Annotated in this window: 27 protein-coding genes; 16 read left to right on the forward strand and 11 right to left on the reverse strand. The window is 63.7% G+C overall.

Annotation, left to right across the window (positions count from 1 at the left end):
* Window positions 1–60 precede the first annotated feature (60 nt).
* Both QA639_RS16000 and QA639_RS16005 read right to left on the reverse strand, forming a co-directional pair.
* Complete coding sequence (locus tag QA639_RS16000; RefSeq protein ID WP_157347389.1) at window positions 61–1,275, reverse strand: NAD(P)/FAD-dependent oxidoreductase; 1,215 nt, start codon at window positions 1,273–1,275, stop codon at window positions 61–63.
* Window positions 1,276–1,359: 84 nt separating this feature from the next.
* Window positions 1,360–2,994 (reverse strand): thiamine pyrophosphate-requiring protein, encoded by a 1,635-nt coding sequence (locus QA639_RS16005; protein WP_157347387.1) that lies wholly within the window; start codon window positions 2,992–2,994, stop codon window positions 1,360–1,362.
* Window positions 2,995–3,418: 424 nt separating this feature from the next.
* Between QA639_RS16005 and QA639_RS16010 the strand changes: the two genes are divergently transcribed.
* A complete protein-coding gene (locus tag QA639_RS16010) occupies window positions 3,419–3,583 on the forward strand; it encodes a Flp family type IVb pilin (RefSeq protein WP_016841801.1) in 165 nt (54 codons plus the stop codon).
* A gap of 30 nt (window positions 3,584–3,613) precedes the next feature.
* Here QA639_RS16010 and QA639_RS16015 read toward each other — a convergent pair whose 3' ends face one another.
* Together QA639_RS16015 and ku are read right to left on the reverse strand one after the other, a co-directional pair.
* Window positions 3,614–3,841, reverse strand: coding sequence for a hypothetical protein (locus tag QA639_RS16015; protein ID WP_016841800.1), 228 nt, complete (start codon window positions 3,839–3,841; stop codon window positions 3,614–3,616).
* A gap of 60 nt (window positions 3,842–3,901) precedes the next feature.
* Window positions 3,902–4,879, reverse strand: coding sequence for a non-homologous end joining protein Ku (ku, locus tag QA639_RS16020; RefSeq protein ID WP_283090204.1), 978 nt, complete (start codon window positions 4,877–4,879; stop codon window positions 3,902–3,904).
* Between the two features lie 265 nt (window positions 4,880–5,144).
* Between ku and QA639_RS16025 the strand changes: the two genes are divergently transcribed.
* The 7 genes from QA639_RS16025 to QA639_RS16055 all read left to right on the forward strand — a co-directional run bounded on the left by QA639_RS16025 (window position 5,145) and on the right by QA639_RS16055 (window position 9,583).
* Complete coding sequence (locus QA639_RS16025) at window positions 5,145–5,297, forward strand: hypothetical protein (protein ID WP_016841798.1); 153 nt, start codon at window positions 5,145–5,147, stop codon at window positions 5,295–5,297.
* Window positions 5,298–5,610: 313 nt separating this feature from the next.
* Window positions 5,611–5,769 carry a hypothetical protein gene (locus QA639_RS16030; RefSeq protein WP_167350445.1) on the forward strand — a complete coding sequence of 53 codons (159 nt, stop codon included), beginning with the start codon at window positions 5,611–5,613 and terminating at the stop codon, window positions 5,767–5,769.
* A gap of 525 nt (window positions 5,770–6,294) precedes the next feature.
* Window positions 6,295–6,573, forward strand: coding sequence for a hypothetical protein (locus QA639_RS16035; protein ID WP_028331615.1), 279 nt, complete (start codon window positions 6,295–6,297; stop codon window positions 6,571–6,573).
* A gap of 56 nt (window positions 6,574–6,629) precedes the next feature.
* Window positions 6,630–7,046 (forward strand): hypothetical protein, encoded by a 417-nt coding sequence (locus QA639_RS16040; protein ID WP_028331614.1) that lies wholly within the window; start codon window positions 6,630–6,632, stop codon window positions 7,044–7,046.
* A 94-nt stretch (window positions 7,047–7,140) separates the two neighbouring features.
* Complete coding sequence (locus QA639_RS16045) at window positions 7,141–8,169, forward strand: NAD-dependent epimerase (RefSeq protein ID WP_410712161.1); 1,029 nt, start codon at window positions 7,141–7,143, stop codon at window positions 8,167–8,169.
* A 221-nt stretch (window positions 8,170–8,390) separates the two neighbouring features.
* Window positions 8,391–8,606: a hypothetical protein gene (locus tag QA639_RS16050; RefSeq protein ID WP_050387174.1), complete on the forward strand. Its 216-nt coding sequence runs from the start codon at window positions 8,391–8,393 to the stop codon at window positions 8,604–8,606.
* 767 nt (window positions 8,607–9,373) lie between these two features.
* Window positions 9,374–9,583: a hypothetical protein gene (locus QA639_RS16055; protein ID WP_016841790.1), complete on the forward strand. Its 210-nt coding sequence runs from the start codon at window positions 9,374–9,376 to the stop codon at window positions 9,581–9,583.
* 180 nt (window positions 9,584–9,763) lie between these two features.
* Here QA639_RS16055 and QA639_RS16060 read toward each other — a convergent pair whose 3' ends face one another.
* A complete protein-coding gene (locus tag QA639_RS16060; protein WP_028331611.1) occupies window positions 9,764–9,952 on the reverse strand; it encodes a hypothetical protein in 189 nt (62 codons plus the stop codon).
* A 667-nt stretch (window positions 9,953–10,619) separates the two neighbouring features.
* Between QA639_RS16060 and QA639_RS16065 the strand changes: the two genes are divergently transcribed.
* Window positions 10,620–10,994 (forward strand): helix-turn-helix domain-containing protein, encoded by a 375-nt coding sequence (locus QA639_RS16065; RefSeq protein WP_018270679.1) that lies wholly within the window; start codon window positions 10,620–10,622, stop codon window positions 10,992–10,994.
* Between the two features lie 13 nt (window positions 10,995–11,007).
* On the opposite strand, the gene QA639_RS16070 is transcribed toward QA639_RS16065, so the two are convergent.
* Window positions 11,008–11,313, reverse strand: coding sequence for a hypothetical protein (locus tag QA639_RS16070; RefSeq protein ID WP_050387077.1), 306 nt, complete (start codon window positions 11,311–11,313; stop codon window positions 11,008–11,010).
* Between the two features lie 95 nt (window positions 11,314–11,408).
* Here QA639_RS16070 and QA639_RS16075 point away from each other — a divergent pair, with 95 nt between their 5' ends.
* Window positions 11,409–12,851 (forward strand): exopolysaccharide biosynthesis polyprenyl glycosylphosphotransferase, encoded by a 1,443-nt coding sequence (locus QA639_RS16075; protein WP_283090206.1) that lies wholly within the window; start codon window positions 11,409–11,411, stop codon window positions 12,849–12,851.
* 33 nt (window positions 12,852–12,884) lie between these two features.
* Here the strand turns inward: QA639_RS16075 and QA639_RS16080 are convergent, their stop codons facing one another.
* The 5 genes from QA639_RS16080 to QA639_RS16100 form a co-directional block, all read right to left on the reverse strand.
* Window positions 12,885–13,469: a hypothetical protein gene (locus QA639_RS16080; protein ID WP_157347381.1), complete on the reverse strand. Its 585-nt coding sequence runs from the start codon at window positions 13,467–13,469 to the stop codon at window positions 12,885–12,887.
* Between the two features lie 16 nt (window positions 13,470–13,485).
* Entirely contained in the window at window positions 13,486–14,262 is a 777-nt protein-coding gene (locus QA639_RS16085) for a metallophosphoesterase family protein (protein ID WP_283090207.1), read from the reverse strand.
* 7 nt (window positions 14,263–14,269) lie between these two features.
* Entirely contained in the window at window positions 14,270–15,553 is a 1,284-nt protein-coding gene (locus QA639_RS16090) for a hypothetical protein (protein ID WP_283090208.1), read from the reverse strand.
* A 110-nt stretch (window positions 15,554–15,663) separates the two neighbouring features.
* Window positions 15,664–15,948, reverse strand: coding sequence for a hypothetical protein (locus QA639_RS16095; RefSeq protein WP_160321813.1), 285 nt, complete (start codon window positions 15,946–15,948; stop codon window positions 15,664–15,666).
* Between the two features lie 106 nt (window positions 15,949–16,054).
* Window positions 16,055–16,363, reverse strand: a complete 309-nt coding sequence (locus QA639_RS16100) for a hypothetical protein (RefSeq protein ID WP_152977856.1) — start codon at window positions 16,361–16,363, stop codon at window positions 16,055–16,057.
* Window positions 16,364–16,660: 297 nt separating this feature from the next.
* On the opposite strand from QA639_RS16100, the gene QA639_RS16105 reads away from it, so the two are divergent.
* From QA639_RS16105 to QA639_RS16130, 6 genes are all read left to right on the forward strand, one after another.
* The gene (locus QA639_RS16105) at window positions 16,661–17,773 is read left to right on the forward strand and encodes a polysaccharide biosynthesis/export family protein (protein WP_283090209.1); all 1,113 of its coding nucleotides are present in this window, start codon (window positions 16,661–16,663) and stop codon (window positions 17,771–17,773) included.
* Window positions 17,774–17,804: 31 nt separating this feature from the next.
* Window positions 17,805–19,307 (forward strand): O-antigen ligase family protein, encoded by a 1,503-nt coding sequence (locus QA639_RS16110; protein WP_283090210.1) that lies wholly within the window; start codon window positions 17,805–17,807, stop codon window positions 19,305–19,307.
* Between the two features lie 58 nt (window positions 19,308–19,365).
* Window positions 19,366–20,031: a hypothetical protein gene (locus QA639_RS16115; RefSeq protein WP_244482553.1), complete on the forward strand. Its 666-nt coding sequence runs from the start codon at window positions 19,366–19,368 to the stop codon at window positions 20,029–20,031.
* Between the two features lie 129 nt (window positions 20,032–20,160).
* The gene (locus QA639_RS16120) at window positions 20,161–22,434 is read left to right on the forward strand and encodes a polysaccharide biosynthesis tyrosine autokinase (RefSeq protein WP_283090211.1); all 2,274 of its coding nucleotides are present in this window, start codon (window positions 20,161–20,163) and stop codon (window positions 22,432–22,434) included.
* Between the two features lie 13 nt (window positions 22,435–22,447).
* Window positions 22,448–23,260: a hypothetical protein gene (locus QA639_RS16125; protein ID WP_283090212.1), complete on the forward strand. Its 813-nt coding sequence runs from the start codon at window positions 22,448–22,450 to the stop codon at window positions 23,258–23,260.
* A complete protein-coding gene (locus QA639_RS16130; protein WP_050387071.1) occupies window positions 23,257–24,015 on the forward strand; it encodes a class I SAM-dependent methyltransferase in 759 nt (252 codons plus the stop codon). Before QA639_RS16125 ends, QA639_RS16130 begins: the two co-directional genes overlap by 4 nt.
* The last annotated feature ends 2 nt before the right edge of the window (window positions 24,016–24,017 follow it).

A 24,017-nucleotide genomic window follows, 5' to 3' on the forward strand; every position in this document is an offset into this window, starting at 1 on the left:
CAGCGCAAAATTGCTTTGCAATTTTGTCGCGAGCTCCTCGCAATGACGGCGTGGCTTCTCTTATGACTTCGTCGGCGGCGCCGTCTGGATCGTCGGTGCGGCCGCCGCGAGCAGCGCGGCGCGGTCGCCGTTGCGCGGCGGATAGATGCGCTGCTGGTTGATGGTCTGCTTCGTGAGCTTTGCGGCGGCACCTGTGGTGTGCACCTCGCGATCCCAGCCGGTGGTGTAGAGCGCGCCCCAGGCGCCGAGATCGAGCACCGTCACATACCAGTCGATATTGAGCGGCAGCAGCTTCTCGCCAAACAGGTCCGCGACCACATTGTGGCCGGCGAAGCGGCCCATCGGCCGCGCGAACTGACACGACATCACGGTCGGGTGCTCGCCGTCGATCAGGCAGGCGGCGACGTCGCCGGCGGCGAAGACGTCCGCAAGGCCTTCGACGTGCATGGTGTGGTCGACTTTGATCCGGCCGAGCGCGTCGCGCCTCGCCGGCAGCGAGGCGGCGAGGGGGCTGGCGCGCATGCCGGCGCACCAGACCACGGTTTTGGTCGGAATGATCTCGCCGCTATCGAGCGTGATGCTGTCGGCGCCGACGGCACGGACCCGGACATTCAGCCGCATCTCGACGCCGAGCGTGGCCAGCGCCTCGTTGATGACCGGGCGGCCATGCGCGCCGAAGGTCGCGCCGACCACGGGATTGGGATCGATCAGGATGACCCGATGATCGCCGGTAATGCCGGCGTGCGCCAGCTTGGCCGGCATCTCGGCCGCGACCTCGATCCCGGTGAACCCTGCACCGATGATCGCGACGCTCGCGCGCGCCTCTGACGGCGGTTGTTTGCCGAGCACCGCCAGATGCGCGTCGAGCCGCATCGCTGCTTCATACGTGTCGACATCGAAGCCGTGGGCGGCAAGGCCCGAGATGGCGGGGCGGACCAACTCGCTGCCGGTGGTCAGCACCAGCCGGTCGTAGCTCAGAACCTCCGCGCCCGCGCCGGTCTTGATCGTGACCGCGCGCGTCGCCGGATCGATCGCCGCGACTTCGGCCACCCTATGCCTGACGTCGACCGGATCGAGCAGGTCCTTGAGCGGCAGCGCGACATCGCCGAGATCGACCTCGTAGTTGCGCACCCGGATGTTGTGATAGGCGTTGCGATCGACGACCAGGATTTCGGTGTCCACTGCCCGCGCACCGATTTCGTCGCGCTTGCGGGCTGCGCCGAGCGCGGCCCATAGCCCGGCAAAGCCGGCCCCCAGCACCAGGATGCGCGCCATCTCTCCCTCCGAAGTTGCACCGGAGGGAGCTTGCCTGCGCTGGCGCGGTCAAATCAAGTGGCAGAGCGGGCGTGTGAGGTGCCGTCACGTCCCCGGCCGCGACACCTCGGTCTCCTTGCTGGTGATGAATTCCAGCAGCACCGGCACGCCTTCCTTGGTCTTCTGGATGCCGCGCTTGATCGCGGGGATGATGTCCTCGGGCTTGGTCACTCGTTCGCCGTAGCCGCCGAAGGCCCTGGCCATCGCGGCGTAATCGCCGGAGATGTCGGTCGAGCGGTATTTCTCGGTCGAGATCGGCATCACCTTCAGTTCGATCGCCATCGAGAAATTGTTGAGCAGGATCGACATGATCGGAATCCGCTCGCGCACCGCGGTCTCGAAGTCCATCCCCGTAAAGCCGATCGCGGCGTCGCCCCAGACATTGATGCAGAGCTTGTCCGGCTTGGCGAGCTTGGCACCCATCGCGAGGCCGAGACCATAGCCGAGCTGCGTGGTCTTGCCCCAGCCGATATAGGACAGCGGCTCGACCGACTTCCAGAACGGCGAGAGCTGGTCGCGCGGGCTGCCGGCGTCGTGGGTGATGATGGTGTTGTGGATGTCGACGGTGTGCTGCAAGTCCCACAGCACGCGGTAGGGGTTGAGCGGCGCGTCGTTGTGCGTCAGCTTCGGCATCCACTTGGCGAGCCACTCCTTGTGGGAAGCGGCGATCTCCTCGGCGACCGCGCTTGCGTTGCGGTCCGAGGTCACGGTCTTGCCGATCTCCTCCAGCAGCGCGTCGAGCACCAGGCCGGCGTCGCCGACCAGGCCGACCTTGGCCTCGACATCCTTGTTGATGTGGTTCGGATCGAGCGTCGAATGGATGATGGTCTTGCCCTTCGGCATCGCGATGCCGAACGACGTCTCGGTGAAGGAGCAGCCGATGCCGAAGATCACGTCGGCTTCGGAAAGAAATTTCGGCACCGCGCGCGGCACGGCGAGGCCGCCGGAGCCGAGCGAGAGCGGATGCGTCTCGGGGAAGGACGACTTGCCGCCAAGGCTGGTGGTGACCGGGATCGCGAGCCGTTCGGCGAGGCGCTTCAGCTGCGGCCAGGCCTTTGCATAGTGCACGCCCTGGCCGGCATAGATCACCGGACGCTTGGCGCCAACGAGCAGGGCGGCCGCTTCCTTCACATGGACGGGGTCGGCGCCGGTGCGGGTGCGCAGCACCGGCGTGTAGTTCAAGGGCTCCGGCACCTCCTCGTTCCACATGTCGGCGGGGATTTCGACGATGACCGGCCCGCCGCGGCCGTTCTTCAATTTTGTAAACGCCCGCCGAAAGATGTTGCCGACCTCGGCTGCGATGTTGATCGGCTCCGACGATTTTGAAAACGCCTTCATCGCCTGGCTGGAATTGAAGTTCGGGTCGATATTCGCCAGCCGCCGGGCATAGCCCATCGGCAGCACCAGGACGGGTACGGATTCGCCATAGCACTGCGCGACGCCGCCCATCGCGTTCTCGGCGCCCGGGCCATGCTGCATGCAGAAGGCGCCGATCTTCTCGCCCGAGGTGACGCGGGAAATCGCGTCCGCCATGTGCACGCCGATGCGCTCCTGGCGCACCATCACCGGGCGGATGTCGGCATTGGCGGCGTATTCGATCAGGTGGTTGACCGGGTAGCCCGTGAGGATCTCGATGCCCTCACGCTTCATGATTTCCGCGATCGCGGTGCCGAGCTTCATGACGGTCACTCCCTTTGCATGCGGCCGGTTCGTTCCGGCCTCGTTGTCGCCTGTCCGATAAAGGAACAGGATTCCGCGGCACCGGTAAAGCGCGGCCGGGGCCGTATCAGGTAGTTCTGATATGCGTTTACGACTGGAGCTGTTCCCGGTCAGACAGGATCAGAACGGAGCTCTAGATTCTTGTTTTGACGCGTTTTCTTCGCGCGAGCCGGTGTCCACTTCGCCGGAAAGCGCTCCGGTCCCGGCCCGGTGTCTCGCCCGGCGGCACCCTGATGCAGGCAGAACTAGCATGGAAATTCCCTGCAACCTTTAAGCGATCGTTCATCCTTTCCCTCAATGGGCCGTCAACCAATGCGGCCTAGTTTGGCAGGCATATTACTACGGCGCGGGAGAAAAAGCCGCGAGCGTCGGACAGGAGCTTTTCATGCGCGCGTTGATGGCAAGGTTTCTGCGTGATGAGGTCGGGGCTACGGCCATTGAATACGCCATCATCGCCGGTGGCATCAGCATCGTGATCGTCGCCGGCGTCAGGGGCATCGGCACCAGTGTAAGCGGTCAATTCAATGCCGTCAGTTCGGCATTCAAGTAAACGCTGCCGGCAGTTCGGCATTTTCCAGATTCAGTCGTCCCCATTCAACGCGCGCAGCATCGCGATGCGCGCGAACATCAACCAGCCGGCACCTTGTTCCGCCGCATTGATCAGATGCTCGACCGCGATCTGCCAGCGCGTCTCCTGCTGAGTGTCTTCCGATAGCTTCATGATGTAGTCGGCAGCGTGCTGCAGCGTCACCAGTGTGCCGCCGCGATGCAGCGCGATCGGTTCGTCAAACGGCGTCGACCAGGGCATCTCGACCAGGACATCTCAGGCGCTGCGGACCGGGCTCATCTTGCGGTCGCGGTCGCTGCGCTAGCCTGCCTTCTTCCGCGCCGCGGTGCCCTGGGCGCGCGTTGTCTTCTCGGCCCTCTTCGGCTCGGGCTTGGCGGCCTCCTTGGGCTCGCGCTTGCCGCTGCCCGAGATCGGCAGCAGCATTTCGCGCTGGCCCTCGATGCGCTTCTTCGGCTTCTTGCCCTTCGCGGCCTTTGCCTCGGCCTTGGCGGGCGCGGCCTGCTTCTCGTTGGCGAGGCTCTTCTTCAGCGCGTCCATCAGGTTGATGACGTTGCCGCTGGTCTTCGCCGCGGGCTTGGCGACCTTGATGCCGTTGCGCTTCTGGTTGATCAGGTCGATCAGCGCCTGCTCGTAGCGGTCCTCGAACTCCTCCGGATCGAAGTCGGCGGACTTCTGCTCGACGATGTGCTTGGCGAGATCGAGCATGTCCTTGGTGATCTTCACGTCCTGGATGTCGTCGAAATACTCCTTCTCGCTGCGCACCTCATACGGGTAGCGCAACAGCGTGCCCATCAGCCCGTTGTCGAGCGGCTCGAGCGCGATGATGTGTTCGCGGTTGGTCAGCACCACGCGGCCGATCGCGACCTTGTTCAGGCTGCGGATGGTCTCACGGATCACCGCAAAGGCGTCGTGGCCGACCTTGCCGTCGGGAACGAGATAGTAGGGGCGGATCAGATAGCGGCTGTCGATCTCGCTGCGCGGCACGAATTCGTCGATCTCGATGGTGCGGGTCGAATCCAGCGCGATGTCGTCGAGCTCTTCCTTGGTGACCTCGACATAGGTGTCGGTATCGACCTTGTAGCCCTTCATGATGTCTTCGCTGGAGACTTCCTCGCCGGTCTCGGCGTCGACCTTGGCGTATTTGATCCGGTGGCCGGTCTTGCGGTTGATCTGGTTGAAGGAGACCTTTTCGGTATCCGATGTCGCCGGGTACAGGGCAACCGGGCAAGTCACGAGCGAAAGGCGCAAAAAGCCCTTCCAATTGGCGCGAGGGGCCATGGGGGAAACTCCAGGGAAACTCCGATTACGCAACCGACAGACCGGTCAAGGATAACACCGGGAACCCCAGTTTGAAACAACACGGCCCGGTGAATCTCGCAACGGCGTTAACCGTGTCCTCGAGCTGCGCCCGTTTGACGCGGCGGGCGGGACTGCCGTCGGCCCAGCCGTCAACGCGCTCGGAACATCGCTCCCGATCACGCGTTGGCTGTCGAAGGGGCACGGCAAACGCCGGAATTACAGGCACTTAAGCAAAGAGGTTGCCATGGCAACGGAACGACACGGCCAAATCGTCGAAACCCCGACCGAGGCGCGCCAGGCCGAGCCTGGACCTTCGGTTCTCGCGCTGCTCACGGCCTCGACAGGGCTGGCCGTCCTGATCCTCGGCATCGTCTGGTTCGCCTTTTTCCGCGTGTGAGGCGATTATCGTTGGTTGGTCGCGTGCGAGGACTTGTTTGTTAAGCTGAGAGGCGGGGCGAAGCGGGCAGATTGCTGCCGGGAAGAATCCATTCGGTCGATCGCGCCGGCCTCCGGCGCGCGGGCCGCCGCGATCGCCAACGTCGAATTCCTGATCGTGTCGAACGGAATTTCCACTGAGCGATGGCGTGCGGCTTGGCGGCGTTTTGCAGCGATGATCTGTGGTGCGCAAGGCGAATGGCTGTGGCATCGCGTCACGAGATCATCGAAATTGACTGCTAGCTGATTTGAATCAGATACGTCTTGAGCCTGAGATGTTCTATTCGCAAGAAGAAAAAAACTCATTGCTGGCGCGCCTCAAGGAGAAAAGCGTTTCAGGTGCCTTCGTCGGACTGACGGTGCTGGCTATGGCGGGGTGGATTTATCTTCTCAGCTCGATGTTCCTGAAATTCATGCTCTGGTGGTTCTCTTGAGACGTTCTCTCGCGAGAACAATTATTGTCGACGCCTGATTATTGTTGCGTCGTTCGATTGCACAAAAATTCCAGCGGCTGAACAATCTTTCGGCGCGTCCAATCATGATGTCGTCACAACTTCGAATGTTAATAACATCGGGGCGAACGTGGACGGTTGTGATGGTTTCTCCTGCTCTCATTCTCGCGGCGGTGTTCGTCGCAGGCTTCTTCTCCGGTTTCGCTGCGCGCTCGTGGAGGTCGCACAAGCGCCGCGCGCAATATCGGATCTATGCACCGTATGTGGCGCCATCAGCCGCGAAATCGTCGAGGCGGGAACCGGTCAGCGCGTTTGGCCACATGCGTCGCGCGTTCTAGCGGAGTAGTTCGATCGAGGTAGCGCGACGGTGTGCGGCGAGTTGGGGTTGGCTGGCAACATGCAATCGGTCATCATATCTGTGTCCGTTGCGGCAGGCGGGTTGGTTGCGTGCCAGCGTGCGCCTGATCTCGTCGCCGGCCCCGCGGATCGCAAGGGAACTTTCACGTCATGAGTGATCTCAGGGGGCATTCGCCAAGGCGGTATGTCGTCGATGTCAGTGGCCGGCGCGTGCTGGTCGGACTGACGCTTGAGGAGACGTCGGAGTTCGAGGACCTGGACTCCTCGCTGCCGGTATTGGCGGACGGGGACGGTAGGGGAACGGGCTTGGTGCCGTCAGCCGGTGAGGGACGGTGGCTCGAACTCTATGACAAGCACGACAAGGCCTGGATCAAGTGGAAAGCCGACCTGAGGGCCGGGCACGAGGGCAATTCACCCTTTTTTAACTAAGACCGGGCGATTTTCGACCTGAGCTGCCTGAATGGGCCCGAACCGGATACTGACAGATGTTTCAGCTGTTTTTGCGGTCTCGCGCGCATGACCTGATCAAATCGCGGCGCGGCGAGGAAGGTTTCAAGGCACGCTCGGCCGAGCGCGATGCCGAGACCGATCGCGCCCGGATCGGATCGATCATGGCCGCGATCGAGGCCGCGTTGCAGGCGGCCGAAAGCGAGCAATCCGGTCTTGGCCGCCGTGTCGATGATGTTCTGGCCCGCGCCGCGGTGACCCTCGGCAACGGCACCGACGAATATCTGGAACGCGAGGCGCTTGACAACTATCATCAGGACCTGTTTGACGCCGAGATCTCCAACGGCCAGCGCCGGCTGAAGGAATTGGCGACCGAGATCGCGCACTTCAAGTTCATGAAGGCCGCCGTCCTGAGCCGCTTTCCGGACTACAAGCCTCCGGCCGCCAGCAACTGACGCCTAGCGGCGCGCAGAGCGAAGGCAGCCGCGGCTGCCGCGTGTAACGGCTTATTCGAATGGTCCGGCGCAAGGCGAAAGGCACAGGCAAGACGTGGTGATCGCAGGCAATCTACTGGTCACGGGCTGCGCCGGCTTCATCGGCTTCCATCTGGTGGAGCATCTGCTGCGGGCAGGGCAGCCGGTCATCGGCATCGACAATCTGAACGACTATTACGACCCGGCGCTCAAGCGCGCGCGCCTCGATCTGCTCAAGCAGCACCGTGGCTTCACCTTCGTGGAGCTCGACCTCGCCGACCGAGCCGGCATGAAGGCGCTGTTCGAGCGTTATCGCTTCGAGATCGTGGTACATCTCGCCGCGCAGGCCGGCGTGCGTTATTCCCTGCAGAACCCGCACGCCTATGCGGATTCCAATCTGGAGGGCTTCCTCAACGTCCTCGAGGGCTGCCGGCACACCGCGTGCAAGCACCTGTTGTTTGCGTCCTCATCGTCGGTCTATGGCGCCAACACCAAGCTGCCGTTTTCGGTCCACGACAATGTCGACCATCCCGTCAGCCTGTACGCCGCGACCAAGAAGGCCAACGAGCTGATCGCCCATTCCTATAGCCATCTCTATCGCGTACCGGCGACCGGGCTGCGGTTTTTCACCGTGTATGGGACGTGGTATCGGCCGGACATGGCGCTCTATGCGTTCGCCGACGCGATCACCACGGGCAAGCCGATCCAGCTGTTCAACAACGGCAACATGCGGCGCGACTTCACCTATGTCGACGACGTGGTCGAGGCGATGGTGCGGTTGATCGGCCGCGCGCCGGAGAGCGATGTCAACTGGTCGGGAGCGCATCCCGATCCGGGTTCGAGCCGGGCGCCGTGGCGGGTCTACAATATCGGCAACAGCAGGCCGGAAGAACTGATGCATGTGGTGGCGCTGCTCGAGCAGGGCTTGGGGCGGCAGGCCGAAAAGCAGTTGCTGCCGATGCAACCGGGAGATGTACTGGAGACGTCGGCCGACGTCTCCGACCTGGAGCGTGAAATCGGCTTCCGCCCGCAGACGCGGATCGAGGATGGCATTGCCAGGTTTGTCGCCTGGTATCGGGCCTATCACGACGTCGATCGGAACTAAGCGCCGCGAGAATCGTCGTCGCGTTCCAGCTCGCGGTCAGAGCTGATCTTCGCGCAAACGCGATCGGCGTTTGTCGCGACGGAAAACCGCTTCGCACTTTTCCGGATCATGCTCTAGTGCGCTCCTTGCGAATCCGGGCTCGAGAAAAAAACTGATTCAGTTTGGAACGGAGTGTGGCAATGCGAGTTATCTCGGGTTTTGCGATCGCCTTAGCCGTGATCATGATCTCCAGCGCAATGGCTCCGGCGCATGCGATCGACGTGCAGGTGGCGCGCGCCTGCGATGCCTTGGTGGCGAAGGCATTTCCGCCGCTACAGCCCGGCAATCCCGCTTCCGGGAGCGCGCGGGGCGGTGCCAAAGCCCAGCGGGACTATTTCAACAAGTGCGTCGCCAATGGTGGCAGGATGGACGACGATACGCCTCCTAAATCGAAATAGCGCGCGATCGCGACGCGTGGCGAATTAGCAATGCTTATGGCGAATCTTCGCTGTCGCTGCTGTTCGTGGGGACTGTGCAAGCGCGTGCGAATGCAGCGACAGGCGCGCGAAAGGCGTTCGCTCCCTCTGTTCAAGCCGGACGCTTCGGTCCCGCTCATTTTAATTAGAATAGCGTTAGCGCGGCTGGGTCCGGCGGAGGCGAAATCGCGCTTGATCCGATGTCCAGCGTTGAATTCATTTCGCTGGATTGCTCGAGCGCTTCAGGACCCGTCAGTCGCTTCAATATTCGCAACCGGTCGAAACACTCTGCGATCCTTGATGGACGTAGCAGCAGCAGATTTTGCGTCTACGGAGCAGCTTTGGTGGAATATCTTGTGTGCACCTGAGCGCGTCCCTTGAAGCGCGATCGCTGTAACACGGCGACATTGTGATAGCCGGACAATGCGCGTTCGGTTGCACGACACGGCAGCCATCAACGATCACCAAGCAATATCATGCGCTTGGTAGAGCTTCTGACCCACATCGAGCCGCGTTGTCCAGCCGCGCGCCTTATCGCTGCCGCTGCCAACTCATCCGTACGACACATCAAAGGCCGCCGATCGAGCGCTTCGCGATCAGGTTGTGGAACCTGATTGAGAAAATTTAACTCGGAGCCATGTTGGTCGCAAACCTGCCCCATTAACCGCCTTCCATGTGCGCGGAATAACCCTGTCATCGAAACTTCAATCACATCGCTCATACCCTTAACCGCAGAGCGAGGGCGCGCCATGAAGCAGCACAAAGTTCAACATTTGCATCAGCCGATCGAAGAGGCGTTGCTCGCGACCAATCAATCGCTGCGCAACGAAGTCGTTGCGCTGATGCTTGATATCGCTGAGTTACGTGAAATCCAGGAACGCCCGGGCTCGTCGCGTTCGTTCGGCATGTCTCGTGAGCAGAATACCCCGCGCGTCGCGCTGCGCCGGGTTCACAGCTGAAGTCCGTCAGCCTCTTTCTCATCGGCAGAATATGCGGCCACATCCTCGCCAAGCCGGCGAGCATGCTGGCGCGTCTGCAGTTGCGGACATTTCAATTTTAAATTGAATGATGCGCTGGCCCAATGCTCGTTTAGGCGAGCTGGCGGACGTTGCTGCGGACGGTCGTGAGGGTGGGGGCGGTCAGTGCTCCAGCGGCACGGACTTGCGTGCCCCGACATCGGACAGACGCTCGCGCAGGATCCAATTCTGCAAGACCAGTTCGACCGCGGTATGCCGGAGCTCGCAATTCTCTGCGACGAGGCGTTCCAGGATGTCGGCCGCCTCGCTTGACGCGGGTTGGTTCCCCTCGAAGACCTTGAGACGCGCCATGGTGTCGATCCTCGCAAAAAAGTTGATCAGAGACTGGCTCCGACAAGCGTCAGCACAGAATGGTTCGCGGATTATCGGGCGGACGTGGTTCCGCCTGATGGCCTCGGGTGGGAAAGCGCTTAATTGATAATTCGTGGATCGAGATATGAGCGTTAGGTCTCGTTAAAATAATCCTCAAATATGTTGAAACCCTCATGACGCCTAACGTCCTAGTAACTACTGCTGGGCGTGTACGCCCGCAAGCGGCCGGACGCGAAAGTCGCGGGATTAATTTGTTAGAAATTTGTGAAAGTTGCGCTTGACCGATGGGGCGATTATCGCGGCGAGGCATGGCGCACTCACAATCTGTCGAGAGACCGATTGAATATTCTCATTTGCTTCCCGTTTGAGAATGCAAACAGTGCGCCAGTTATCCCGATCAAACTCTCATACACAGAAAGTCGTATAACTTTTTTTATCGGGCCCTTTCAGCGGAGGAATATTCCCCGTATATTCCAGTCAATACCTTGCAGCTTCGGCGTTTCTTCGCACTATGTGTTGCTGCCGACCGGCAAGTTCGAGGCTCCCGAAAGGCCCCCGGGAAACCCTCAATTTGAATTTCCTGTTGCATTTACATAGCTTATAGGCCATGCGATGATTGCTAATCTAGGGGGCAATGAGATGACCAATGAGGCGTCATTCTACTGAGGAGATCAGTTCCAAGGTCAAACAGGCCGAGGAGCTCATGGCGCGGGGGCAGTCCCAGGCTCAAGCGTGCAAGGTGCTGGGCGTTAGCGTGATGACATTTCATCGCTGGCGCAAGCAGGAGGCCGCACGTGGCCATCAGGCGAATGGTACTGTTACCGAATTCGCCGCTCGCACCGATGATCGAGATGGGATCCCCCCTGTCCATAACCGTATTGATGAATTACGGCTGGAAAATGAACGGCTGCGCCGGATCGTGACCGACTTGCTGCTCGAGAAAATGAAGATCGAGGAAAAGCTTGCGCTCAGGTCCGGCGGCGGGAGCGGCTTGCCCCGCCGTGGTGAAGCCCAAAGCTGACGTAAGCTATCCGTTAGTGGATGCGTGAAGGCCTGGGAGCCAGCAGCAGCTGGTCGCTCAGATGTGCCTTCTCCGACCTTGCGCGCAGCTCTTCGAAGATCGGACGCAGTCTGGCCTGTGCAAGGTCCAGACCCCTGACGATGTCCTCATTCGGCATGTCGGCCGGGAAGCGGGCCGCGCGCAGCTTTGTCTCGATCGCCTTGACCAGCACCTCGACGTCGTCGCGGTGCTGGCCCGCGACGAGCTCGGCGCCCATCAGGCGGATGAGATGGAGGAGGGCCACCAGCGCGGCCTCGGTTTCGCCAGCCGATGAACTCATGCGCGCTCTCTATCCGATATTAGCAGCAGGTCTTGCGAGCTCACGACCTGCCTGATAATACACATATGAATTGTTAACACGAATGTTAATTCCCGATGACCGACCTTTCGGACGCTCGATTGGCGAAGGTACCGGTTAACTTCGGCGCCTTCTCGTTCGCTTTCGCCTCCCTCGAGGCGTTTGCCGTCGCGTTCGAGATGATAATCGTCGTGCTGTCCAGCATCGTTGGCGGCGCGGCCTATCACCTCTTTTACTACCACACGGTTTATAGCAACAGCTTCGAGGGTTTTCTAGGGATCGGGGTCCTCGCCGCCATCCTTCACATGTTCGTGGCGAAGTCGCAGGGCCTCAACAATGCGCAGGTGCTGGCCGGTCTCGACCGGCGCTGGAGCAGCCTGCTCGGCGGATGGCTGCTGGTCGTTCTGCTGATGACCCTGATCATCTTCCTCTTGAAGGTGGGTTCCGGCGTTTCGCGCGGATCGGTGCTGTCATTTGGCCTGATCGGCGGCCTCGGGCTGGTCGGCGGACGGATGCTGCTGCAGGCGCCGCTGCAACGCGCGATCGACCGCGGCATGCTGGCCACGCGGCGCGCGGTCGTGGTCGGGATGGCGGACGAATTGTCCCGGGTGCGGCAAGCGAGCCTGCTGCGCGATTTCGGCCTCAGCGAGGTGCGACGGGTTCAGCTCCCCGGACCGTCCGACGACGCCGACGACCGGGCCGCCGTCGCGTCAGCCATTCGTGCAGCCCGCGAGTGCGGCGCCGACGAGATCGTCCTGGCCATGCCCTGGCAGCAGGAGCCGCGCATCCAGTTCGTGTGCGATCAGCTGCGGGCATCGCCGCTGCCGGTGCGGCTGCTGCCGGACCGGACCGCGGAGCGGTTCCTGGCGCTGCGGATGGTGGCGACCGGCCCGATCCCGACGCTGGAAATGCAGCGCGCGCCGCTTTCTTCGCTCGAGCGCGCCGGCAAGCGGCTGTTCGACATCGTGGCGTCCAGCGGCCTCCTGGTGCTGTTCGCACCGCTGCTGATTGGAACGGCGGTTGCGATCAAGCTCGACTCCAGGGGGCCGATCCTGTTCCGGCAGCGCCGTAACGGCTTCGACGGCAAGCAATTCACCATTCTCAAATTCCGCTCGATGCACGTGCTCGAGGATGGCGATGTCATCACGCAGGCCCGCCCGAACGATCCGCGGCTGACCGGAATCGGCGCGACGCTGCGTCGCCGCAGCATCGACGAGTTGCCGCAGCTGGTGAACGTATTGCGCGGCGACATGTCGCTGGTCGGGCCGCGGCCGCACGCGCTGGCGCATGACGACAAATATTCGAAGCTGATCGCGAGCTATGCAGAGCGCCAGCACGTCAAGCCCGGCATCACCGGTCTCGCGCAGGTGCAGGGGCTGCGCGGCGCAACCCCGGCGATCGAGGACATGCAGCTGCGCGTGGCGCACGACCTCATCTACATCAAGAGCTGGAGCTTCGTGCTCGACCTGCGCATCCTGCTGCGCACCGTCGGCGCGGTGTTGCGCCACAAGGGTATCTGACGGCTGGGCACCTGGGCGCCAGGCGCGCGCGCCTTACTGCGGAATGCTCTGGTTGGCGTCCTTGAACTCCGCCTCGATGATGCGCCGGTTGGCGTCGCCAGCCACGCGATAGGCCTGCCCGATCGCGCCCTTCAGCTCCGGCGCCCGCGTGAGGATCAGGCGGATCTGCCGCTGCAGCAGGTCGACCAATTCGACATCGCGCGTGGTGTCGACCTGCGCCAGAAGGATCAGGCGCGGCGCGATCAGGTCGCTGCGGTTGAAGCCGGTATAGTAGGACATCTTGAGCGCCTTCGACGCGGTCGGGTTCAGCCAGTCGAACCGTCCGGTTGCCGAGGCGAGGCCGAACCAGGCGCCGGCGTCCATCGGCGACAGGCGAAGCGCGCGCGTGAACGCGGCCTCGGCCGCCTCCGGTGACGTCTGCAATTGGCTCCAGCCGTCGCGCAGCCACAGCTCGCCTCGGACCATGCCGACCTCTGCGGCGATCGCCGGTCTGCCGCGCAATGCATCGGCGGCAAGCCACCAGACCGACAAGGCCAGCGTCGCCGCGCCGATCGCAGCGGCCGCCGGCACGAAGGCCGGCGAGAGGCGCCTCGCATTCCGGCCGATCGCGTCAGTCATCGTGTTCGCCATCGCATTAGCCATGGCGCACGGCCCGGTTGCCGGTCATCAGCAGGGTTCGTCGGGCTCCCTCGAGCTTGACGCAGGTCAGGCGGCCGGTCGCATAGGCGCCGGTGTCGACATTGATGCGGTTGCGCAGCAGCTCGGCCTCATGCACCGGCGTATGGCCGTGGACCACGACCTTGCCGAAATCATCTTCCGAGATCAGGAAGTCGTCGCGGATCCAGAGCAAATCCTCCTTGCGCTGTTGGTTGAGTGCGACACCAGGCCTGACGCCGGCATGGACGAAGAAGTAGCGTTTGTGCACATAACAGAGCGGCAGCGAGCGCAGGAAGGCGAGGTGGGCGGGCGGCATCTGGCGGATCAATTGCCGGGCGAGCGCCCTGCGTTCGGAAGCGTCGGGATTGGGCGAGGGCGTCAGTCCGTAGGACATCAGCGTTTGCAAGCCGCCGAACTGCCGCCATTGCGCGAGCATGTCGGGATTGACGAGAAACTCCAGCAGGCAGGCCTCGTGATTGCCGAGCAGGCAGACCATGCTGCAGCTGCGGCGGCGTTGATCGAGCATGGCGATGACATCGCGCGAATCCGGTCCGCGATCGATATAGTCGCCGAGGAACACCTGGATCGGTCGCGCCGGCCGGAACCGACGGATGTCGGCATCGATGCGGGCGCAGATCTCGTGCAGCAGGTCGGCATGACCGTGGATATCGCCGACGGCGTAGATGCAGGTCTCGTCGCCCTCATGTTCGAGATCGCCGGTCTGGCCGACAAGACGCTGGAGGAAGCTGCGCATCTGGCGTCTAGCCCGCCTGCAACTGTGAACGGCTGATCCGCTGTGCCAGTCCTGTTCCGATCACGGCTCCCAACACGATCACTCCGGGCAGCGCCGGCAATTCCGGCAAGGTGAAGCTGGCTAGCAGCAGCGTCAGCAGGACGGCTGCTGCCGATGCAGGGTAGGACCAGTCGCGGCCGCGATTGCGCGCACCGGCCGTGAACGCTGTGATGCCGACGATGATAGCCGCGACTAAAGTCCAGAACATGGCGGAACCGAACTGGGCGATCAACGCCGCCGCGCTCGTCGCAACCACGGGGCGCGTGGTGGCGCCCTGCCAGTCCATATAGGTCGACGCCAGTGTTGCCGTGGTGCCGGCGCCGCTGCCGAGCGCGGGCAGGTCGGCGAGCAGATTGTGGGTCGATTGCACGAACTCGGACGGTGCATGAACAAAGGCGACCGCAAGCGGTACGTCGGGATGACGGTTGCCGATCGCCGTCGCCAGGGCGATCAGCGCGATCGCTGTCGCAGCAGCAGCGCTGCTCCAGCGGTGCAGATGAAGTTTCCGCGCGGCGAAGGTCATCAGGACGAGGGCGATGCCCGCGGCGATCGCGATCGCGGCGCCGCGCCGCCCAACCCAGCAGGCGCTGGCGGCGCAGAGCAGCGCGCCGGCGGCGAGCAGCCAGCGCAGCCGTGTCAATTGGGCCGCGGTGCGGCCATCGGCGTGTCCACCGACGTCGAGCGCGCGCGCAACACTGAGCGGAACGCCAACGAGAACGACGACCAGGAATCCGTTTGCCGTCTCATCGCGCGCAGCGCCAGGCCAGATTTTGACCGGATCGCTTGATAGCAGCAGGATCAGGGCTGCGACGGCCGCCGTTGCTGCAATGGTGCGGGCCACCATATCGGCGCGGCGGGCGTCGATCGCGATCGCGGCGGCGGTGATCATGACCGACATGAGTGACAGCCAGATCAGCAGCGCGCCGAGGCTTGCGCCGGTGTCGATCGTGATACTGCCGCTGAGCTGTGCTCCCAGCGTTTCGCCGGCGAACTTCCACACCGGATGCGCCAGGGCCGCCAGGGGAAGCATCTGCAGGACGATCCAGAGCACCGGCAGAAGCGCCGCCGCAACAGCGGGGCCGACGACCGACTTCAGGAACGACAGCTCGCCTGGACGGATCGCCACGAGGCTTGCGAGCAGCCCGAGCGACGTCGCCGCGCCGACGAGACCCTTCGCGAGCGATGCGTCGATGAGATCGAGCGGAAGCGACGTCCCGATCAAGATGCAGATGAAGGCCGTGACGTTCCACACGAGAGGGGGAGGTCCTGCAGAGGATGAGACGCAAGGCAGCGGGATGCCCCGGGCCTGCCGCGACGTCAACGGAAATCGGGCACGCCAAAAGGGGGCAGTGTTATGCCCTGCTATTGCGAACGGCGCAGGGCGAGACGTGGCGTCGAGGTGCGAGACCAGAACAGCGGCGCGAAGGTGCTTGCCAGATATCCGACTTGCAGCGCTACGATCGCAGCGATCATGAGCAGCGCGGTTTCCGACCACGACAGGCGCGCGACTCCGATGGCGGCCAGAAGCGCGAGTTCCGCGAGCGCCACCGGCGCCAGCACCAGACAGTGCTGGCGCAGCCCGAGAACGGTGCCGCCGATCAAATTGCCAAGGAAAACAAATAACATAACCAAACCCTGCGCCCCCAAGATATCGGGCCGGGCCTAAGCCGGGGTTAACCCGCACGTCGCAGAGCCGCCGGCGCGGTGCCGGCCGGCGCTCGAATGGCCTGTGGTTTTGTTAGTCGATTAACATTCAGAACGGGCGCAGATCGCCGTAACTATAGGCAGCCCAATAATCGCGGCCGCCATACGGTCCATAGGCGCCGTAGAGCGGCGCGCAAGAGTAGCGATCGGGACAGCCGTGCCAGCAGACCCGCTTCCACTGGCAGACGTCGCCACGACAATATTGCAGCCGCTGACAATTGCCGCTGACCCGTTGCACGGTGCGCGGCGCTGGGGAAACGCTTAGTTCTGCGGCAGAAACGGCGGAGCCGCCGAGGGCGTCTATCAGCGGCAAGGCGACCATTCCCAACGCGATCGCGGGTAGCTTCCTGCGGGCCATCGAACCCTCAATTGGTTAACTCAAACCATCTCATTCACAGATAACGGGGAGATTGGACGAAAGCAAAGCCGGAGTGACGGCGCGCGGGGCATTGTCTCACCGCGGTGCGCCGGTGTCGCCGAATTGCCTCACCTCGTTAACATTATTTATCAATTGCATCGCAATATATCGCGTAACCTTGTGATTGTGATAGTCGGCGTGTTACGGCACGGCCGGAGTATTTAAATGTCGCGTGCGAATTTCATTCGGGTAATGTTATTGCTTGCGGCCGCCTGTTGTGTCAGCGGTTGCCATTACATGCCGACCAACGGTCCGACGAGCTCCGATGTCGTGGCCGGGCAGCGCGATCCTGAAAGCCTGCCCTATGCGATGGTCAGGATCACACCGCAGATCGAGAATGTGCTGGCATCATTCGCGCCGCAGCTCGCCGGCGGCATCCAGGGCCCGCCGCCGAAGGACATCCGCTTCGGCATCGGCGACGTCGTCAGCGTCACGATCTTCGAGGCCGCCGCCGGCGGTCTGTTCATTCCGGTCGAGGCCGGCGTGCGTCCCGGCAACTACATCACGTTGCCGAACCAGAACGTCGATACCGACGGCAACATCTCGGTGCCCTATGCCGGCGCGATCCGCGCCAAGAACCGCACGCCGACCGAAGTGCAGCGCTCGATCGTCGATGCGCTGAAGAACCGCGCGATCGAGCCGCAGGCCGTGGTCGCCCTGATCGAGCAGCGCACCTCGCTGATCTCCGTGCTCGGCGAGGTCAATTCGCCGAATCGCTTCCCCGCCAACGCCGCGGGTGAGCACGTGCTCGACGCCATCACGCGCGCCGGCGGCCCGAAAGGGCAGGGTTTTGACACATGGGTCATGCTCGAGCGCGACGGCAAGCGCACCACGGTGCCGTTCGGCCAGCTGGTCTACGAGCCCAAGAGCAACATCTACGCTCATCCCGGTGACACCATTTATGTCTACCGCGAGCCGCAGACCTTCGTCGCCTTCGGCGCCTCGGGCGCGCAGGGCCAGTTCAATTTCGAGGCCTGGCGCATCTCGCTCGCCGAAGCCGTCGCCAAGGCGGGCGGCCTGAACGACTCCTCGGCCGATCCGGCCTCGGTGTTCGTCTATCGCGGCGAATTGCCGGAAGTGGCCGCCAAGCTTGGCGTCGACGTCAGCAAATATTCAGGGCCGATCATCCCGGTCGTCTACAACATCAATTTCCGCGATCCGGCCGGTTATTTCCTGGCTACGCGTTTCCAGTTGCGCAACAAGGACGTGCTCTATGCGTCGAACGCGGCATCCGTCGAGGACGCCAAGGTGATGCAGCAGATCCGCCTCGTGACCGCAACGGCGAACGATCCGATCGTGGCCGCCTACAACGCAACCTTACTTCGTAATTCGATCAAGCTTGCGCCCTGATACTGGGGCGTGAGCCGGCACGGCCGGCTTCATGACACGTTTGCGATTAGCTTCCGGCTCAAGCGAGGCGATGCCGTGGCCGGTGCGCTGGTCATCGTGGCTGTTCTGCGCCGTCGTCGCTTTGGCGCCGCTGCCACTCGGCTCGGTCGGTACAGTTGCGCCCGCGATCTGGTCGATCCTGCTCGGGATTGCACTGCTCGGGGTGTTGCCGATGCGCCTGCGCGGCAGTCAGCTCGCGATCCTCGCCGTGACCGTGCTGTTGACGGCGCTTGCCATGCTGGTGCTGCACGAACAGTCGGCCGTCCGGCCCTGGTCGGGTGTGGCGCCGAACGCGTTGTGGGCGCAGGCCGGCAAATTGCTGCCTGCCGAGCTGCCGCCGGCCGTGTCGATCGCGCGCGGTCAGCCGTTCTATTCGATCGGCGTCGGGATCGTTTGCCTGCTGAGCTTCGCCATCGGAGTCGTGCTCGGTGCCAACCGTAGACTGGCGCGCGGGTTGTTGCGGGCGGTGGCCGCGGCGGGCCTGGTCTATGCGATCTGCGGCATCATCACTTTCGCGATCGATCCCACCCGGATCTACCTGCTGCACGAGAAGCAGGCGCACCTGGCGTGGCTGACATCTCCCTTCGTCAATCGCAACACGGCCGGCATCTATTACGGTTGCTGCGCGCTGATCTGGCTGTTGTTCGGCTGCGAACTGATCGAGCGGCATTGGCCGCCGCGCCGTGCCGGCCTGTCACGGCTGATCGCGCGCCTCGATATGCCGGCGCGGCGCCGGCTCGCCGGCCATGCGTTCGGCTGGCTCACTTGCCTGCTGGCGATGTTTCTGACCGGCTCGCGCGGCGGCGTCGGGATCTCGCTGCTCGCTGCGGTCGCAGTTGCCGCGATCTTCTTTCGCAACCGCGTGCCGCACCGCTACGGCATGATCGTGGCGCTCGGCGTCGGCAGCCTGGTCGCGCTGGCACTGATGCAGCTTCTCGGCGGCGGTGTCGGCGCGCGCTTCAGCACGATGGGCCTGTCGGACGAGGGACGGTTCTCGACCTATCGCGCAACGTTGCGGATGATCTGGGATCACCCGTGGCTCGGCGACGGTTTCGGGACCTTCGAATGGGTCTATCCGGCCTATCGCACCGACGACATCTCGCTGCGCGGGACCTGGAACCGGGCGCATAACAGCTGGCTCGAACTGGCGTCCGACGGCGGAATGTTAATGGCCGGTGCCGCCATGATCGCGCTGCTCGCAGCGTTCGGCGTGCTCGCGCATGGCGTGCGGACACGTCGCCGCGACGTGATCGTGCCGCTCGCGGCGCTCTGCGCGTCGGCCGCCGGCGCGCTTCATTCGTTGATCGATTTCTCGCTCCAGATCACCGGATATGCCGTTGTAATCGCGGCCTTGCTCGGGGCGGGCCTGTCGCAATCCTTCCGCTCGGGCAGGGGCGGCGGCGGCTCCGACCGTGACGCCCGTGTGACGGTCGGGCGGCCGGTTAACGCTGATTTCGCGCGCCAACGCCCGGCCGCGGCTGGCGAGGCTATTTAATTGGCGCGATAACTGTGACTATGCTAACGAACTGTTAGTATTCGTTAGGGAGATGGCTGTGTTCACATTTGAGCGATCCGGCGGCTTTTCCGCTCCGCGCCTGACGATGTTGGTGGTGATGTTGGCGCTCGCGATGCCCGGTGGCGCGGCGCTGGCGGAAACTCCTGGCGGGCTGATCCAACTGTCCCAGGCGGTCGCCAATTTCAAGGCCAGCCCGGAGCAACTGCTGACCCAATATCCGAATGCGGGCGTAGAATTGACCTCGCGGGCGCGCGACTTCGCCCTCAACGATCCGACATCGCTCGATCCGTTGATTGCGCTGCTCGCCAAGGCAAGCAAGGACCAGAAGACGGCGATCGCCGCCGGCCTCGCCCAGGCCGCGCGCATCGTGGTCCGCAGCAACCAGCCCTACGCGACGCGCATCCAGCAGGCGATTGCCGACACCAAGGATCTCGACACCGTGATGGCGTTTGCCGCTGCGTCGGGTGACAGCGGCACCGCCGCAACCGGCGCCGGCGGCGCGGGCAGCGCCGGTGCATCCGGCGGCCAGACCAGCGCGCTGGTCGCCAGCGGCGCCGGCGGCGGCACGCTCGAGGCCATCGACGGCAACAGCGTGAACACCGGCATCTTCAGCTTCACCTCGTCGGTCAGCAGTTCTGGCAGCACGACGACCGGTACGGCCACGGGCACCGGCACCACCCTCATTTCGACAGTCACCCCCTGAGCGGACGTCCGATCGCCAATGGAGAACTTTCTGCAGCAACGCGCTTCGGTGTCGGCGGCGGGACGCTTCCCAGGATCATTGGAGGGCGCGAGGGCAGGATCCATCCTGCCGGCGCGGCGATAGGACGAAATGCTTCAGCGCAACCAGATTTCGCCGTCTGTCGATCTGAGAAATCGTCCGGCCGAACTGCCGTCGCTGGCGGAAACCTTCGACGCCTTCGTCACCTATCTGCTCCGGCAATACTGGGTCATCCTCGGGACCGCCGCGCTCTGCCTGTTCGGCGGCATCTGCTATCTGATGACGGCGGCGCCGAGCTATACGGCGCTTGCCACGATGATCATCGACACGCGCAAATTCCAGGCCTTCCAGCAGCAATCGCCGGTGAGCGAGGCCCCGGTCGATTCCGCCGCGGTCGAGAGCCAGGTCGAAATCCTGAAGTCGGAGAATGTGGCGCTCGCGGTGATCCGCGACCTCAAGCTCAACGAGGATCCGGAATTCGTCGGCTCGCGGGCCGGCGCGGTAGGAGCCGTGCTCGATTTCGTGTCCGGCCTGCTCGCCGGCGGTGCGCCGCCCACCGAGTTCGACCGGACCCGGCGCGCGGTCCGCACGTTCCAGAAGCAGCTCGATGTCCGCCGCCGCGGCATGACCTATGTGATCGAGGTCAGCTTCCGCTCGCTCGATCCCGAGCGCGCGGCGCAGATCGCCAACGCCGTCGCCGACGCCTACATCGTCGACCAGCTCGATTCCAAGTATCAGGCGACGCGTCGCGCCAGCGTCTGGCTGCAGGACCGCATCCAGGAGCTGCGCACGCAGGCATCCAACGCCGAGCGCGCGGTGCTCGACTACAAGAAGACCAACAACATCGTCACCTCCAGCGGCAAGCTGCTCAACGAGCAGCAGCTCGGCGAGCTCAACACCCAGCTGCTCCACGTGAAGTCGCAGGTCACCGACGCCAAGGCCAAGCTCGACCGCATCGAGGCGGTGGTGAAGGGGGGCGTCCCCGATGCGACGGTGGCCGATACCCTGAACAATCAGGTCATCACCAAGCTGCGCTCGCAATATCTCGAGCTGGCCAACCGCGAGGCCGACTGGTCGTCGCGCTACGGCTACAATCACTTGGCCGCCGTCAACCTGCGCAACCAGATGCGCGAGATCCAGTCGTCGATTGTGGACGAGCTGAAGCGGCTCGCCGAAAGCTACAAGAGCGACTATGCGATCGCCCTGCAGCGCCAAAACGAGATCGAGCGCGCCGTGAATGACTCGGTGTCGCAGTCGCAGTCGACCAACCAGGCGCAGGTCACGCTGCGCGAGCTCGAGAGCTCGGCGCAGACCTATCGCTCGCTCTACGACAATTTCCTGCAGCGCTACATGGAAAACGTGCAGCAGCAGTCGTTCCCGGTCAGCGAGGCGCGGGTGATCACCCGTGCCTCGCGTCCGCTCAGCAAGAGCCATCCGCAAACCTTGGTCGTGCTCGCGCTCTCGGCGCTCGGCGGCCTGATCGCCGGGCTCGGGCTCGGCGTGTTGCGCGACCTCTATGACCGGGTGTTCCGCACCGCTGAAATGGTCGAGACGATCCTCGAGGCCGACTGCGTCGCCATCGTTCCCCGCGTCTCGCCGGGCCAGATCAAGGCGCCGGTCGCCGGTCGTCCCAATCTGCCGATCGGTCCGCGCACGATCCGGCGCGGCGACGAGCCGGTGCTGTGGGCGGCGATCGATTCGCCATTCTCACGGTTCTCGGAAGCGATCCGCTCGATCAAGGTCAATGCCGACCTCAACGTCACCAAGCCGTCAAAGATCCTCGGCCTGACCTCGGCGCTGCCCAACGAGGGCAAGTCGACGCTGGCCTTCGTATTTGCGCAACTGGTTGCCCAGAGCGGGGCCCGCGTGCTCCTGATCGATTGCGATCTGCGCAATCCCTCGCTCAGCCGCAAGGTCGCCGCGACTGCCGAGCGCGGCATCCTCGACGTGCTGTCGAACAATGCGACATTGCAGGACACGCTATGGCGCGATCCTGAGACGGGCCTCGCCTTCCTGCCTGGCGCCACGCGATCGCGCATCGCCCATTCGCACGACGTACTGGCCTCCGACCAGATGAGGGATTTCATCGACGGGGCCCGCAGCCATTATGACTACGTGATCGTCGATTTCCCGCCGCTCACGCCGGTGGTCGATGTCCGCATCACCGCCCACTTCGTCGATTCCTTCGTCTTCATCGTTGAATGGGGCAAGACCCAGGTGCAGGTGGTCGAGCGCGCGTTGCGCAGTGCGCGAGCGGTCAACGAGAACCTGCTCGGCGTCGTGCTCAACAAGGCCGATATTGCCGCGATGAGCCGCTATGGCGGCTACGGCGGCAAGAACTACTACTACAACTCGCATTATGGGCGATATGGCTACACCGAGTGAGACGCACGGCGGGATGCCCGGGCGCGCAGCCGCCTGGCTTGCGCGCGGCGTGCTGGCCGCGGTCGCGTGCTCGTCCGTCGCCTGGGGCGCGACCACCTTGCCGGCCCTTGTCGACCAGACCCGGCTCGACGGCGCAAAGGACCTGATCCTTCGCAACGTACCGGTCAGCGACGCCGAGCTCGACGACCTCGGTCCGCTGCTGTCGCGCGCCGTGGCGGAGAAGGATTGCATGCCGGCCATCGATCGCAGCGTGGCGGTGATCCGGCTGCGGCTCGCCGAGAACGCGCTCGCATCCGGCGCGCAGGTCGACGCCCGGATGGGCGAGCTTGACGAAGCGGTCCGCAAATCGCTCGGCTGCGCGCCGGCCGATCCCTATCTTTGGCTCGTGCTGTTCTGGCTTCGTAATATACGGCAGGGCTTGAGCGACGCCAATTTCGAACTGCTGCGGATGTCGTACCGGCTCGGACCCAATGAGGGCTGGATCGTGGTCAAGCGCAGCGCGATGGCGCTCGCAATGTTCGACGCGCTGCCGTCTGACCTTTCGTCCGACGTGGTCGCCGAGTTCGCGCGTCTCGTGAAGACCGAACTGTACACCGAGGCAATCGATCTCCTGAAGGGACCGGGCTGGGCGCACCGTGACAAGCTGCTGGCCGGCCTCGCAGCTGTCCCGCAACGGAACGTCGATATCCTGACCCGCACCATGGCCGACATTGGATACGATCTCGACAGCCGCTCGCCGGCGGAACGGCGCATTTGGCAGCACAAATCGAACGACCGCCTCGACGAGCCTGCCCGAATGCCGCCGGAGGCGAGTGCTAGGCCATGACGATGGAATTCAGCGTCGGACAGCACAACGCGCACTACGAGGGCCTCTATTCGGCGCAGGAACGCGACTGGCGCCGCGTCTGCGCGGTCGACAAGGCCGATCATATCGCCGGCTTGCTCGGCGCAGCCGTCGCGAAGGTCGGCAATGTGCTCGAGGTCGGCTGCGGCACCGGCGCCGTGCTGGCGCGGCTGTCGGCGATCGGCATCGGCCGTGACTTCACCGGCATCGACGTGATCGATCCCGCGACCAACCTGGAGATCGGCGGCGCCGCTTCAGCCCCGTTTCGCTGGTCCAGCTATGACGGCGCGACGATCCCGTTCGCCGACGGATCGTTCGACCTCGTCTATGCCAGCCACGTCCTGGAGCACGTGCCCGAACCGCGCGCATTCCTGCACGAGCTCGCCCGGGTCGCGCGGACCTTCGTCTATGTCGAGGTGCCGTGCGAGCTGCATGCGCGGACCAATCGCCGGGCGTTGCAATCGACGCTCGACATCGGCCATATCAATTTCTACACGCCCGACACGTTCCGCCTGGTGCTGGAGACGGCGGGGCTCCATGTCACGGGCTTCGGCACCTATGACCACAGCCTGCCGGTTCACGCGTTCCATTCGTCGCGGGTGAGGGGGCTCGCCAAAAGCATTGTGCGGAAGTCGCTGTTGTCGGTCGGCCCGGCGTTCGCGACCCGGCTTGCGACCTATCATTGCGGGGCGCTCTGCCGGCGCGACGAGGCGCAGGCGCTGCCGCGGGATCGGTAAAC

The sequence above is a fragment of the Bradyrhizobium pachyrhizi genome (assembly GCF_029714545.1).
GTDB lineage: Bacteria > Pseudomonadota > Alphaproteobacteria > Rhizobiales > Xanthobacteraceae > Bradyrhizobium > Bradyrhizobium pachyrhizi.

What these genes read in the sequence shown, in the direction of transcription:
- QA639_RS16000 (WP_157347389.1), bottom strand. Translation starts at nt 1,275, where the DNA reads ATGGCGCGCATCCTGGTGCTGGGGGCCGGCTTTGCCGGGCTATGGGCC.
- QA639_RS16005 (WP_157347387.1), bottom strand. Translation starts at nt 2,994, where the DNA reads ATGAAGCTCGGCACCGCGATCGCGGAAATCATGAAGCGTGAGGGCATC.
- QA639_RS16010 (WP_016841801.1), top strand. Translation starts at nt 3,419, where the DNA reads ATGCGCGCGTTGATGGCAAGGTTTCTGCGTGATGAGGTCGGGGCTACG.
- QA639_RS16015 (WP_016841800.1), bottom strand. Translation starts at nt 3,841, where the DNA reads ATGCCCTGGTCGACGCCGTTTGACGAACCGATCGCGCTGCATCGCGGC.
- ku (WP_283090204.1), bottom strand. Translation starts at nt 4,879, where the DNA reads ATGGCCCCTCGCGCCAATTGGAAGGGCTTTTTGCGCCTTTCGCTCGTG.
- QA639_RS16025 (WP_016841798.1), top strand. Translation starts at nt 5,145, where the DNA reads ATGGCAACGGAACGACACGGCCAAATCGTCGAAACCCCGACCGAGGCG.
- QA639_RS16030 (WP_167350445.1), top strand. Translation starts at nt 5,611, where the DNA reads ATGTTCTATTCGCAAGAAGAAAAAAACTCATTGCTGGCGCGCCTCAAG.
- QA639_RS16035 (WP_028331615.1), top strand. Translation starts at nt 6,295, where the DNA reads ATGAGTGATCTCAGGGGGCATTCGCCAAGGCGGTATGTCGTCGATGTC.
- QA639_RS16040 (WP_028331614.1), top strand. Translation starts at nt 6,630, where the DNA reads ATGTTTCAGCTGTTTTTGCGGTCTCGCGCGCATGACCTGATCAAATCG.
- QA639_RS16050 (WP_050387174.1), top strand. Translation starts at nt 8,391, where the DNA reads ATGATCTCCAGCGCAATGGCTCCGGCGCATGCGATCGACGTGCAGGTG.
- QA639_RS16055 (WP_016841790.1), top strand. Translation starts at nt 9,374, where the DNA reads ATGAAGCAGCACAAAGTTCAACATTTGCATCAGCCGATCGAAGAGGCG.
- QA639_RS16060 (WP_028331611.1), bottom strand. Translation starts at nt 9,952, where the DNA reads ATGGCGCGTCTCAAGGTCTTCGAGGGGAACCAACCCGCGTCAAGCGAG.
- QA639_RS16065 (WP_018270679.1), top strand. Translation starts at nt 10,620, where the DNA reads ATGAGGCGTCATTCTACTGAGGAGATCAGTTCCAAGGTCAAACAGGCC.
- QA639_RS16070 (WP_050387077.1), bottom strand. Translation starts at nt 11,313, where the DNA reads ATGAGTTCATCGGCTGGCGAAACCGAGGCCGCGCTGGTGGCCCTCCTC.
- QA639_RS16075 (WP_283090206.1), top strand. Translation starts at nt 11,409, where the DNA reads ATGACCGACCTTTCGGACGCTCGATTGGCGAAGGTACCGGTTAACTTC.
- QA639_RS16080 (WP_157347381.1), bottom strand. Translation starts at nt 13,469, where the DNA reads ATGACTGACGCGATCGGCCGGAATGCGAGGCGCCTCTCGCCGGCCTTC.
- QA639_RS16085 (WP_283090207.1), bottom strand. Translation starts at nt 14,262, where the DNA reads ATGCGCAGCTTCCTCCAGCGTCTTGTCGGCCAGACCGGCGATCTCGAA.
- QA639_RS16100 (WP_152977856.1), bottom strand. Translation starts at nt 16,363, where the DNA reads ATGGCCCGCAGGAAGCTACCCGCGATCGCGTTGGGAATGGTCGCCTTG.
- QA639_RS16105 (WP_283090209.1), top strand. Translation starts at nt 16,661, where the DNA reads ATGCCGACCAACGGTCCGACGAGCTCCGATGTCGTGGCCGGGCAGCGC.
- QA639_RS16110 (WP_283090210.1), top strand. Translation starts at nt 17,805, where the DNA reads ATGACACGTTTGCGATTAGCTTCCGGCTCAAGCGAGGCGATGCCGTGG.
- QA639_RS16120 (WP_283090211.1), top strand. Translation starts at nt 20,161, where the DNA reads ATGCTTCAGCGCAACCAGATTTCGCCGTCTGTCGATCTGAGAAATCGT.
- QA639_RS16125 (WP_283090212.1), top strand. Translation starts at nt 22,448, where the DNA reads ATGCCCGGGCGCGCAGCCGCCTGGCTTGCGCGCGGCGTGCTGGCCGCG.
- QA639_RS16130 (WP_050387071.1), top strand. Translation starts at nt 23,257, where the DNA reads ATGACGATGGAATTCAGCGTCGGACAGCACAACGCGCACTACGAGGGC.